The 12,261-nt window shown below is 41.7% G+C and carries 12 protein-coding genes and 2 tRNA genes; 8 read left to right on the top strand and 6 right to left on the bottom strand.

Annotated features, from left to right (window positions below; genetic code table 11):
* Positions 1-21 precede the first annotated feature (21 nt).
* Entirely contained in the window at positions 22-459 is a 438-nt protein-coding gene (locus K6V30_RS16845; RefSeq protein ID WP_010538072.1) for a DoxX family protein, read from the bottom strand.
* 166 nt (positions 460-625) lie between these two features.
* Positions 626-1,060: a copper resistance protein NlpE gene (locus tag K6V30_RS16840; RefSeq protein ID WP_010538071.1), complete on the bottom strand. Its 435-nt coding sequence runs from the start codon at positions 1,058-1,060 to the stop codon at positions 626-628.
* A gap of 239 nt (positions 1,061-1,299) precedes the next feature.
* Here K6V30_RS16840 and K6V30_RS16835 point away from each other — a divergent pair, with 239 nt between their 5' ends.
* The gene (locus K6V30_RS16835) at positions 1,300-1,548 is read left to right on the top strand and encodes a DUF6965 family protein (RefSeq protein WP_010538070.1); all 249 of its coding nucleotides are present in this window, start codon (positions 1,300-1,302) and stop codon (positions 1,546-1,548) included.
* A gap of 114 nt (positions 1,549-1,662) precedes the next feature.
* Here K6V30_RS16835 and K6V30_RS16830 read toward each other — a convergent pair whose 3' ends face one another.
* Positions 1,663-2,082 (bottom strand): BT0820 family HAD-type phosphatase, encoded by a 420-nt coding sequence (locus K6V30_RS16830; protein ID WP_010538069.1) that lies wholly within the window; start codon positions 2,080-2,082, stop codon positions 1,663-1,665.
* 104 nt (positions 2,083-2,186) lie between these two features.
* Between K6V30_RS16830 and K6V30_RS16825 the strand changes: the two genes are divergently transcribed.
* From K6V30_RS16825 to K6V30_RS16810, 4 genes are all read left to right on the top strand, one after another.
* A complete protein-coding gene (locus tag K6V30_RS16825; protein WP_055268764.1) occupies positions 2,187-3,575 on the top strand; it encodes a peptide MFS transporter in 1,389 nt (462 codons plus the stop codon).
* A gap of 83 nt (positions 3,576-3,658) precedes the next feature.
* Positions 3,659-4,462 carry an MBL fold metallo-hydrolase gene (locus K6V30_RS16820; protein WP_010538067.1) on the top strand — a complete coding sequence of 268 codons (804 nt, stop codon included), beginning with the start codon at positions 3,659-3,661 and terminating at the stop codon, positions 4,460-4,462.
* An 89-nt stretch (positions 4,463-4,551) separates the two neighbouring features.
* A tRNA-Lys gene (locus K6V30_RS16815) sits at positions 4,552-4,624 on the top strand.
* Between the two features lie 31 nt (positions 4,625-4,655).
* Positions 4,656-4,728: transfer RNA gene (locus K6V30_RS16810), tRNA-Lys, on the top strand.
* A gap of 1,030 nt (positions 4,729-5,758) precedes the next feature.
* Here K6V30_RS16810 and uxaC read toward each other — a convergent pair.
* Positions 5,759-7,165: a glucuronate isomerase gene (uxaC, locus tag K6V30_RS16805; protein WP_010538066.1), complete on the bottom strand. Its 1,407-nt coding sequence runs from the start codon at positions 7,163-7,165 to the stop codon at positions 5,759-5,761.
* 199 nt (positions 7,166-7,364) lie between these two features.
* Between uxaC and K6V30_RS16800 the strand changes: the two genes are divergently transcribed.
* Positions 7,365-8,432 carry a LacI family DNA-binding transcriptional regulator gene (locus tag K6V30_RS16800; protein WP_055268822.1) on the top strand — a complete coding sequence of 356 codons (1,068 nt, stop codon included), beginning with the start codon at positions 7,365-7,367 and terminating at the stop codon, positions 8,430-8,432.
* Positions 8,433-8,458: 26 nt separating this feature from the next.
* Complete coding sequence (locus tag K6V30_RS16795; protein ID WP_055268823.1) at positions 8,459-9,898, top strand: tagaturonate reductase; 1,440 nt, start codon at positions 8,459-8,461, stop codon at positions 9,896-9,898.
* 80 nt (positions 9,899-9,978) lie between these two features.
* Here K6V30_RS16795 and K6V30_RS16790 read toward each other — a convergent pair whose 3' ends face one another.
* Together K6V30_RS16790 and K6V30_RS16785 are read right to left on the bottom strand one after the other, a co-directional pair.
* Positions 9,979-10,512 carry an FHA domain-containing protein gene (locus K6V30_RS16790; protein ID WP_008765683.1) on the bottom strand — a complete coding sequence of 178 codons (534 nt, stop codon included), beginning with the start codon at positions 10,510-10,512 and terminating at the stop codon, positions 9,979-9,981.
* A 15-nt stretch (positions 10,513-10,527) separates the two neighbouring features.
* Complete coding sequence (locus tag K6V30_RS16785; protein WP_010538063.1) at positions 10,528-11,604, bottom strand: HU domain-containing protein; 1,077 nt, start codon at positions 11,602-11,604, stop codon at positions 10,528-10,530.
* Between the two features lie 89 nt (positions 11,605-11,693).
* Here K6V30_RS16785 and rfbC point away from each other — a divergent pair, with 89 nt between their 5' ends.
* Positions 11,694-12,242: a dTDP-4-dehydrorhamnose 3,5-epimerase gene (gene rfbC / locus K6V30_RS16780; protein WP_010538062.1), complete on the top strand. Its 549-nt coding sequence runs from the start codon at positions 11,694-11,696 to the stop codon at positions 12,240-12,242.
* Positions 12,243-12,261: the final 19 nt, after the last annotated feature.

The following is a 12,261-nucleotide window of genomic DNA, read 5'->3' as shown; positions in this document are numbered from 1 at the left end:
TTATTATTTCTTGTTTTTATGTTATTTACGTTTGTTGTGTGCCAACTTGCTTCCGATGAAATAATCTATGGAAAATTTACCGGGCCCGGCAATGTACATTAATACAAATACTACTAAGTAAATGAAAGCCAATTCTTTCACTGCAAATACATCATTGGCATGAATGACAAAAAAGGCCACTACCATAGTAAAGATCATCGGGATCATTGCCAGCCGATATAGAAAACCAAAGATGAAGCCCATCGAACATACCAGTTCTCCAAAGATGGCTAATCCGAGAGATATGGAACTGCCCAGACCGATTGGGTCGGGAAAGGCCGTTGACAGCTCTTGAAAATTGCTCCATTTCTGTATACCGTGGTTCATTAATAATATTCCGAATATAATGCGGACTGCCAATAAAAACAAAGATACCTTGGTCGTATTCGGCTTTGTGGGGAATAAAAAATTATAAATCATAAGTCGTTCTTTTTATAAGTTTGTTTTTATTTATATAAACATAAAAAATATTGAAATTGTTCTCTGAAAACGATAAAACTTAGGAACAAAAAAAGATACCGGAAATAAAAAGGCAGATTTACCACTTTATTTCCGGTAGTCAGATTGGCTGTTGCAGGATTCTTGCTTATTCTTTGTTTAGTATGTAATGTTCGGCAAGTGCTCCTGTTATTTCTTGTTTGTCATCATTTAGTAGACGAACTTTGTTTTCTTCCACTTTATAATAAGATGTTTCTCCACCTTCTTCTTTTAAAGTCAAGATGTTGCCTTCCAGTGTATAAGTGCCTTTCTCGTCAAATGAGCTGTCCCGGTCGATGTATACGGAATGAAGGGCAAATGTCTTGTCGGCATTTAGTGTCAGAGTTGTTTCGATGCCTGGGCAGTCGGCGGCAGGGAAGACTCCTTTATACGTTCCTTCATAATCAAGAGATGTTTCGGCATTATGTATATCGACTGTTTGGGTTGCTGTACTGTCTGCACTTGTACTCTTGTTTGTTTTTGCACTGTTTCCGCACGCTGCCAGAAGAAAGCAGGAACATGCCAGAATGATAATTTTCTTCATGATTGTTACTTTTTATAGTTCATCTAATTGAATTTAGAGTCAACAAAGATATAAATAATAAGTAATAAAAAGAATTGGGCTGCTTAATTTTATGAGCGGAAAAACTATTTTTTCCCCGGTGAACTTGGATAAAACTTGCGATTGTTGGTTACCTTATATAAGGTGGAATTCTAAAAGTGCCTGCCCGACTCTGTATTTTCTCGGTTTTTATCTTTATCTTTGTGGGAAAATATAGAAATATGGCACAACATACTTATGATGAAGAATCGGTCCAGGAACTGTTGGGCTGGGCGAAAAAGATGCTTGAAACTAAAAGTTACCCGACAGAAAAGTATCAGTTGAACAGTTGTACTTCAATCATTGATGGCAAACTTTATTTGGAATCTTTGATTTCGATGATTTCCAGAAACTGGGAAAATCCGACCTTTCATCCCACCATTGAGCAACTGTGGGAATACAGAGAAAAGTGGGAAGGTAAAGAGGAATAATGAATGTGAATTCCGGGCTCCCTTTGATAAAAGAAATGCACTCCGATCGCGATTGTTCAGAGTGCATTATGAATATTATAAGTTAGAGGTAAGTCCGATGTCTGGTGCCGGAGCTTAAAACGGCAACCATTTCCTCTTTTTCTTCTGACTGCTATTTTCTTCTCTCTGCTGGCTGTATATATCGGCAAAAGTCTTTTTCTCCTTTATCATTTCATAGATAATTCCCCAGTCGGGAATGCCGCCGACATTCCGGTCGTCAATGAACAAGTCGGCTTTCAGTTTTCGGGAAAAACCCTGATGATCCCTTTCTTCTTCGGGATAGTCTTTATTGGCTGCATAAAATTCCAGTCCCCGTGCCCTGCACCATTCTACGGCTTCCTCCAGGAGTTCTCCTTCGCGTACACTCCACAAGATTAAACGGTGTTTTTCTTGTTGTAACAATTTCAGCGTTTCAACAGCAAATGGAATTTCTTCACCAATACGTGGATAACGATGCTCTACAATCGTTCCGTCAAAATCAACAGCTATAGTCATATGATATATTTAGAATACGTAATTTAGGACAAAGATACGGACTGTAAGCTAAAAAAACGTATCTTTGCGTCGAATTAACATTTTAATAAAAAAAAACAGATTACATGAACAATTCCCCTCAGCGTGCTGCCAAAGGCTTTACAAGAGCATTTTGGGTAAGCAACACAGTCGAACTGTTTGAACGTATGGCATATTATGCTGTTTTTATCGTTCTCACTATTTATCTATCCAGTATTTTAGGTTTTAATGATTTCGAAGCAAGTATGATTTCCGGCCTTTTCTCCGGAGGATTGTATCTGCTTCCTATATTTTCGGGCGCTTATGCAGATAAGATCGGTTTTCGGAAATCGATGATTATTGCTTTTTCTCTGTTGTCTATTGGCTATTTGGGGTTGGGTGTATTCCCCACATTGCTGGAGGCGGCAGGATTGGTGAGCTATGGCGTCACGACCCAGTTCAACGGTTTGCCGGATAGCTCTTCCCGGTGGATCATTGTTCCTATCTTGTTTATTCTGATGATAGGAGGTTCTTTTATCAAGTCAATAATTTCTGCATCCGTAGCTAAGGAGACAACGGAAGCGACCCGTGCCCGCGGTTATTCTATTTTTTATATGATGGTCAATGTGGGAGCTTTTACGGGCAAGACAATTATCGACCCTTTGAGAAATGTGATCGGCGAACAAGCCTATATTTACATTAATTATTTCTCCGGAGCGATGACGGTGATTGCCCTGCTGGCAGTTATCCTGCTTTATAAATCGACCCATACGGCAGGTGAAGGAAAAAGTCTGCGTGAGATAGGACAGGGCTTCATGCGGATTGTGACCAACTGGCGTTTGTTAGTCCTTATTTTAATAGTGACAGGTTTCTGGATGGTGCAGCAGCAACTTTATGCTACTATGCCGAAGTACGTCATCCGTCTGGCCGGCGAGACTGCCAAACCGGGCTGGATTGCCAATGTGAACCCTTTTGTAGTGGTGTGCTGTGTCAGTTTTATCACCCGTTTGATGGCAAAGCGCAGCGCTATTACTTCGATGAATGTGGGTATGTTTCTGATTCCTGTTTCTGCCTTGTTGATGGCTTGCGGAAACATACTGGGAAATGATATAATCTCGGGAATGAGCAATATTACTTTGATGATGGTAGCCGGTATCGTTGTGCAGGCCCTTGCCGAGTGTTTTATTTCGCCGCGATACTTGGAATATTTTTCTTTGCAGGCTCCCAGAGGGGAGGAAGGAATGTATTTAGGGTTCAGTCATCTGCACTCGTTTCTTTCTTCCATATTCGGTTTCGGGCTGGCCGGTATTCTGCTGACCAAATATTGTCCGGACCCTGCCTTGTTTGAAACTCGTGCCGCATGGGAGGCAGCCAGTGCGAATGCGCATTATATCTGGTATTATTTTGCTGCTATCGGGTTGATTGCTGCTGTAGCTTTGCTATTATTCGCAAAAATCACCGAATCCATCGACAAAAAGACCAAATCTTCTCGCTAATTATCTTCTTTTTTATGTATATTTGCCGTCACTTTGCTGTAAAAGTTGACGGCATTTTGCATTTTAATAAAGAAAGATAAAACATGAAAGTAAGATTTATAAGCCTGGCGAGTGGCAGCAGTGGGAACTGCTATTATCTGGGTACTGATACCTATGGAATACTAATAGATGCCGGTATTGGCATCCGTACCATCAAGAAAACACTGAAAGATTTCAATATTCTGATGGAAAGTGTACGTGCTGTATTTGTAACACACGATCATGCAGACCATATCAAGGCAGTAGGGCATTTAGGGGAAAAGATGAATATACCTGTTTATACCACAGCCCGTATTCATGAGGGAATTAATCGTAGTTACTGTATGACGGAAAAGCTCAGCACATCGGTTCGTTATCTGGAGAAGCAAGTGCCTATGATGCTCGAGGACTTCCGCATCGAATCTTTTGAGGTTCCTCACGACGGGACGGACAACGTAGGGTATTGCATAGAAATAGACGGCAAAGTCTTTTCTTTTTTAACTGACCTTGGGGAGATCACTCCGACAGCGGCAAATTATATCAGTAAAGCGAATTATCTGATTCTGGAAGCGAATTATGATGAAGAGATGCTTAAAATGGGACCTTACCCTCAATATCTGAAAGAACGGATTATGAGTAGAACCGGGCATATGAGCAATTCTGCCACTGCTGAGTTTCTGGCAGAAAATATCACTGAACATTTACGTTATATCTGGTTGTGCCATCTAAGCAAAGACAATAATCATCCGGAGTTGGCCTATAAAACGGTAGAATGGAAATTAAAGAACAAAGGAGTAATTGTAGGTAAAGATGTGCAACTGCTTGCTTTAAAGCGAAATACGCCTTCAGAGCTTTATGTGTTCGAATAACCATGAAAAAAAGATAGTAAAAAAGCTGCATTATTGTTTGGACAAATGAAATAAAAGACCTACTTTTGCAACCGCAAACGAGGAAATAAGCACTCTTAGCTCAGTTGGTAGAGCAACTGACTCTTAATCAGTGGGTCCAGGGTTCGAATCCCTGAGGGTGTACAAGTCCGAAGTTGCAATGTGAAAAAAGTTTGCACTCTTAGCTCAGTTGGTAGAGCAACTGACTCTTAATCAGTGGGTCCAGGGTTCGAATCCCTGAGGGTGTACAAAAGCATAGAAGGAGAATCTTAAAAAGGTTCTCCTTTTTTTATTATAATTCGACTTGTCACTTGTATGGGGGAGAGAATGGGTCAGTCCGAAAACCCTGTTTGAGCTCCATACTATACCGGAATGAATAAATCTCATAAATCGATAGTAACTCAAATTCCCCTCCTTCCCGAAGGAGGAGATTTAAGATACTAACGACTTTTTAGTCGGCCCCAATAAAGATACTGCCTACTTTTAATTTGGCTTATTTCCGTACAAAAAAATAATCTGAAAACAACCGGGGTTTTGAACTGACCCGGAATCACCAGCCGGCCTTATAAGAATCACCTGCTTGATTTAATAATCAATGTTCCGTTTATTAATCTCTTCTGTACGTTAGATTAATGCCTTTTAATAGTAATAAAGACAGGTTTCATGTACATGGTCCCATCGGCTTACATACGTGAACCGACGGGATCATGTACGTAGTCCGAATGCTTCACGTACGTGAGACGAAAGCATATATCTGACAGAATTGATTAATCGGGCTTTGTCAGTGCATTAAATATACTGGCTTTAGCTGTAATACCTGCTATCTTAATATGTTTCGACGGGCGTCGGAGGATTACTTTAAAGGGCTCATGGGAAAAAATCCCTTGCTAATCGCAAAAGAAGAGGGTGATTAGTGGGGATTATGGAGAATAAAACGATGCAAAAAGCAATTATTAGGTCGGGAATGGTGTTTTTTGTGTTGGGGAAACAAATGAGTCTGTTCTCTGCTTATGTGCTGATAATCAATATGGTAAAAGATTAATGGCCATAATACAACGTGATAAATGAATTTGTATAAATCCTATTATCACCTTATTATCACCACTTATTGTCACTTCAATCTTATTGATTTATAGTTGATTGACCGTAGAAAGTGATAAGTGACAATAGAATAGTGTGTTTGAAACGATAAGAGAGAAAAATGGAGATCAAACAAAAATACCGCTGTCCGGAGTATTAAACTTGGGCAGCGGTATTTGTTATTAAGTGATTCTTATGTTAGAACTTGAAGAAGTTCTTAGCATTGTTATAACTGATATCTTCAATCATCTGATTTACGCGGTCCATCTCAGATACCGGAATTTCTCCGTTCTCTACATCACGTCCTACCAAATTACACAAGGTACGGCGGAAGTATTCGTGACGTGGGTAAGAAAGGAATGAGCGGGAATCGGTTAGCATACCTACGAAACGGCTCAAAAGCCCTAGTACGGATAAAGCGTTCATTTGTTTTTCCATACCGTCCTTTTGATCGAGGAACCACCATCCGGAACCGAACTGAATCTTGCCGGCTATCGAACCATCCTGGAAGTTGCCCAACATAGTGGCAATCACTTCGTTGGCGCAAGGATTCAGGTTGTAGAGGATTGTCTTAGTCAACTTACCGTTAACGTTCAGACGGTCGAGGAATTTAGACATCGCTTTGGCTGTTGTAAATTCGCCGATAGAGTCGAAGCCTGTATCAGGGCCCAGCAATTTGAACATCTTCGTATTGTTATTGCGGATAGCACCGTAGTGGAATTGCTGAGTCCATCCTTTTTCCCAGTCCATTTCTCCGAAGATCACCAGCATCGCAGACTTGAATTTCAGAATTTCTTCTTTGGTCAATTCAGTTCCGCCATATACCTTATTAAATATGGCTTTGATTTCTGCATCGGTATAATCTTCTGCATAGAATTCTTCAATACCGTGGTCGGACAAGCGGCAACCTTGTTCGGCAAAGAAGTCGTGACGCTTGCGAAGGGCGGCAATCATATCATCAAAATTGGAGATTGTCACACCACTCACTGCTGATAGCTTTTCTACATAAGCACGGAAGTCGGCAGGAACTTCTACCGCCATTGCCTTGTCAGGACGCCAGGTTGGCAACATCTTGATTTCAAAACCGCTTTCGCGTGTCTGTATATGATATTCCAGAGAATCAATCGGGTCGTCAGTAGTACATACTACCTCTACGTGATAGCGACGCATCATTCCGCGGGCCGAATATTCCGGTTGGGCCAGCTTCTCGTTGCATTCGTCATAAATCTCGCGTGCAGTTTTCGGGCTTAAAATCTTGTCGATGCCGAAAGCTGTCTTCAATTCCAGATGTGTCCAATGATACAATGGGTTGCGGAAAGTATAAGGAACTGTTTCAGCCCATTTTTCGAACTTTTCCCAGTCTGTGGTATCTTTTCCTGTACAGTAGCGTTCGTCTACGCCATTGGTACGCATCGCACGCCATTTGTAATGGTCGCCGCCCAGCCAGATTTCAGTCAGTGACTTAAACTTGTAGTCGTCAGCTACCATTTGAGGAATTAAATGACAGTGGTAGTCAATAATCGGCATTTTAGCCGCATGCTCGTGATACAACTTCTGCGCAGTTTCTGTCTGCAGCAAGAAGTTTTCATCCATGAAGTTCTTCATTGTTACTGTGTTTTTAGTATATAAAATTATTACTTTCTGCATTTATACCTATATAGTATTGATTTTAAAGCTAATAGGTGTAAATCTTCGTTTTAGTTTTATTAACCGTTATCGAACACAAAAGTAGAAAATTTACTTGGAGTAACAAAATAATTCGTATATTTGCAGCGATTATTTATAATATTTAAGTTTTAGCACTATGGAGGACCAGAACTATACCATCAAAGACATTGCCCGTATGGCGGGTGTTTCCGCTGGCACGGTTGACAGAGTGCTGCACAATCGCGGCGACGTATCTCCCCAAAGCAAAGCTAAAGTACAAAAGGTATTGGACGAAATCCATTACCAGCCTAATGTATTTGCTATCGGACTGGCTGCCAAGAAGAAATATTCCTTTATCTGCCTGATACCTTATTATATAGAACATGACTACTGGCATTCGGTAGTGAGTGGCATCGAGCGGGCACGTCAGGAGTTGCGTCCTTTTAATGTGAGCGTGGATTATCTTTGTTACCGTCAAGGTGATAAGGAGAGTTATCAGGAAGTGTGCCGCAGGGTTGAAGAAAGCAATGTCGATGCCGTACTGATCGCTCCCAATTTCAGAACTGAAACACTGGCTTTGACGGACTATCTGCAAACTAAGAAAATAGCTTATGCCTTTGTTGACTTTAATATGGAGGAAGCGAATGCGCTGACTTATATCGGGCAAGATTCCTACAAAAGCGGATACATTGCCGCGAAGATATTGATGCGCAACTACCAGGCCGGAGAAGGACAGGAGCTGGTTTTGTTCTTGAGTAATAATAAGAATAGTCCGGCAGAAATACAGATGCAACGGCGTTTGGCAGGATTTATGAGCTATATCACCGAAGAGTATGAAAAGCTGGTGATCCATGAAGTTGTGCTGAACAAGTCCAATCAGGAAAACAACCGGAAGACATTGGATGAATTTTTCCGGCTGCATCCGAAAGCTACGCTTGGGGTGGTATTCAATTCCAGAGTGTACCAGTTAGGCGAATATCTCCGCACTTCGGGACGAAGCATGAAGGGGCTGATAGGGTATGACCTTTTGAAAGCGAATGTGGAACTGCTGAAATCCGGTGATGTGCATTATCTGATCGGGCAACGTCCGGGACTGCAAGGATATTGTGGAGTGAAAGCTCTGTGCGATCACGTCGTTTTTAAGAAGTCTGTCGATCCGGTGAAATACATGCCTATCGACATTATGATCAAAGAAAATATTGATTTTTATTTCGAATTTGTATAATATCAACTTTATAAATTACAACTAACATGAAAGCATTAAACAAAGAAACAGCTCCTAAAGTACAGCGTCCGGAGCGTATTATCCAATTTGGTGAAGGTAACTTTTTACGCGCATTCGTAGATTGGATTATTTATAACATGAACGAGAAGACTGACTTCAACAGCAGTGTGGTAGTGGTTCAACCCATTGATAAAGGAATGGTCGATATGCTGAACGCACAGGATGATCTGTATCATGTCAACCTTCAAGGACTGGATAAAGGAGAAGTGGTTAACAGCCTGACAATGATTGATGTAATCAGTCGTGCATTGAACCCTTATACGCAGAATGACGAATTCATGAAGCTGGCTGAGCAACCGGAAATGCGCTTTGTTATTTCGAATACTACAGAAGCCGGAATTGCTTTTGATCCGTCTTGTAAACTTGATGATGCTCCTGCTTCATCTTATCCCGGCAAACTGACTCAGCTGTTGTATCACCGTTTCAAAACGTTTAATGGCGACAAGACCAAGGGATTGATAATCTTCCCTTGCGAACTTATTTTCCTGAATGGTCACAAGCTGAAGGAAACGATCTATCAGTATATCGACCTGTGGAATCTTGGCAATGAATTCAAAACTTGGTTTGAAGAAGCTTGCGGAGTATATGCAACGCTGGTAGACCGTATCGTTCCGGGATTCCCCCGCAAGGATATCGATGCTATCAAAGAAAAGATACAGTATGACGATAACCTTGTTGTACAGGCTGAAATCTTCCATTTGTGGGTAATTGAAGCTCCGCAGGAAGTGGCTAAAGAATTCCCGGCTGATAAGGCAGGACTGAATGTATTGTTCGTACCGTCGGAAGCTCCTTATCACGAACGCAAAGTAACATTGCTCAATGGCCCTCATACTGTTCTTTCTCCGGTAGCGTACTTGTCGGGTGTGAATATTGTACGTGATGCTTGTCAGCATGAAGTAATCGGCAAGTACATCCACAAAGTGATGTTTGATGAACTGATGGAAACATTGAATCTTCCGAAAGATGAAGTGAAGAAGTTTGCAGAGGATGTATTGGAACGTTTCAACAATCCATTCGTCGATCATGCGGTAACAAGCATTATGCTGAACTCATTCCCGAAATATGAGACTCGTGATCTTCCGGGATTGAAGACTTATCTGGAACGCAAAGGCGAACTTCCGAAAGGATTGGTACTTGGATTGGCTGCTATTATCACTTATTATAAAGGTGGTGTGCGTGCGGATGGTGCTGAAATTGTGCCGAATGATGCTCCTGAAATCATGAACCTGTTGAAGGAACTCTGGGCTACCGCTTGCACGAAGAAGGTTGCGGAAGGTGTGCTGGCTGCAGAGTTTATCTGGGGTGAAGATCTGAATCAGGTTCCGGGACTGACAGAAGCTGTGAAGGCTGATCTGGACTCTATTCAGGAAAAAGGTATGCTTGAAACAGTAAAGGGGATTCTTTAATTAGTCATATCATATAATAATAGCGTCACTGTTGCTTGAACGGTGACGCTATTTTATTTTATCGGGGTGAGATAGCTTAATTATTCGGCTTCAGCAGTGTGAAGAATAAATGTAGTGGCTCCGATGGTTACGATTGCTCCGTCTTCCATACGGACACGGTCTTTATCTCCCAGAATTTCGTTCATAAGAAAGGTACCTGTAAGGCTGGGGGCATCCCGTAAGGTGTAGACAAGCTTTCCTTGCTTGTTGCGCTTTACATTGATGATGCAGTGTCTTCTGTCCATACTCATATCGCCGCTTTCAATCGGTGTATTGATAACGGTGCCTACGCAACGGCGGCCTATTACATTGTCGCCTTCTTGCAGCGGAAGCACTTGCTTGAAACCAAACACGTTTTCAATCACCGTAATATATCCGAATTCTTCTTTATGAGCTTCAGCTTCTTCTTCCAGATTCTCTTCCTTTCTCAGGGCTTTTACTTTACTCTTTCCCAGGCGGATGCTGAATTGTTTGCCGCAATGTTCGCATTCGAATACAAGCGATTGGCCTTCGCTGTATTTAGTTTCATCAAAAAAAAGGTAATTCTCACATTTAGGACAAAGAACTCGTTTCATGCTTTAAAAGGGGATTTATTTTGCCAGTAACCAGGCATTCTTATAAGTTTCGTTTTTTCTAAGTTCCAGCAATTGTCTGGTAGCTTCTTCGCGATTTTCAAAGGAACGGATGCTGACACGTATCTTGCCGTCACTGTTTAAGGCTTTCGCTTCGGCAAATCCTTTTGCCTTTAATTGTTCTGCCATTGCTTCAGCATCTTTCAAACCAATTCCCCCTGCTACAATAATATGGAAGGGATGGCTGGCTTGCGGTTGAACCGAAGGTGTTGCCGGAGTTGCCACTGCCGGTGTAGCCGGTGCTGTTTCCTGTTTAGCAACCTTGATTTCTTTTACGGCGATAGGTTTTGAAGTTCTAGGTTTATCTACGCTAACTTTCTTCGTCTGAGAAGTTGCTGCATTTTGGGGATTATGCTTGGCCACTACGGAGACAGGGGTTACTGCGACCGATTGTTTTTCGATTTGCTCAAAAAGCTCACCGGGTAACAGTTGGGCATAATTGTTTTTTTCTACATACGTGTTCTCTACAGGAGTCGAGAAAGCAAAGAACATAACGATAACGGCAATCATTGCCGCAGCATTACGAAGAAGGGTACGGCTGATGCTGATCTCGTATGTTTTCTTTTCTTTCGTCAGATTGGCTGGTACTAATACTCTTTCTTTCCGTTGTAGTGTAGAGAGCTCCCGCATTTCAAAAGAATCCAGTCCATATAAAGAAGGAGTGGTTATCTTATGGTCATAAGGAGTGAATTCGTAATTCCCGTAAATGTTATAGTGAATTTCACCCACATTTTCCAGATGGGCTTTTCCTTCTTCGTGAAGAAGCCCGATCAATGCGTCCACTTCTTTTTCTACCATGCGGGTGGCATCGGCAAAGCTGGTATCATGCGCAGACATATAGGACTGTACCAACACACCGTCGTTCAGTTTTAATTGAGAATTGAAACCGATGATACGTGTGGGAGGTAAAAAAAGATTTTCTTCTTTTACATAGGTTGCAGGAGCGTAGTGAGCTACGAATCCGCCAAAATTAGGAACGATTACGCAATCGTTCTCTAACAACAGAGCCTCTATGTGTTGTGCTAATTCAATCATAGTGCAAAATTAAGAGATTAATTGAATATATCCCAGAAAACTTCGAAAAAATCACTACTTTTGCACTGTTTTACTTATTACTACTAGCGATGAACTATATACAGACAGAAATAGATGGGGTGTGGCTGATAGAACCCAACGTTTATTCTGATGAGCGGGGCTACTTTATGGAAGCCTTTAAGAAAGATGAGTTTGAGGCGGAAATCGGTCCGGTAAACTTTGTGCAGGATAATGAATCAAAATCGTCTTTTGGTGTGTTGAGAGGACTGCACTATCAGAAAGGAGAATACAGTCAGGCTAAGCTGGTCCGTGTTCTGAAAGGAGAGGTGCTGGATGTGGCAGTCGATTTGCGCCGGTCGTCACCGACTTTTGGAAAACATGTCAGCGCGTTGCTCAGTGAAGAAAATAAAAGGCAGTTTTTTATTCCCCGTGGTTTTGCTCATGGCTTTGTGGTGTTGAGCGAAGAAGCTGTGTTTATGTATAAGGTAGACAATAAATATGCTCCGCAAGCGGAAGCGTCTATATTATATAATGATGAAACGTTGGCTATCGACTGGATGCTTGGGGAATCGCAACTGCTTTTGTCGCCCAAGGATAAAGAGGGGATGGCTTTCAGAGATGCTGTATATTTTGAATAAACTCTAACAAACGATAGAT

Origin of the sequence: Bacteroides faecis (assembly GCF_020091505.1) — a bacterium.
Taxonomy (GTDB): Bacteria; Bacteroidota; Bacteroidia; order Bacteroidales; family Bacteroidaceae; genus Bacteroides; species Bacteroides faecis.
This window is presented reverse-complemented; position numbering and strand designations above follow the sequence as displayed.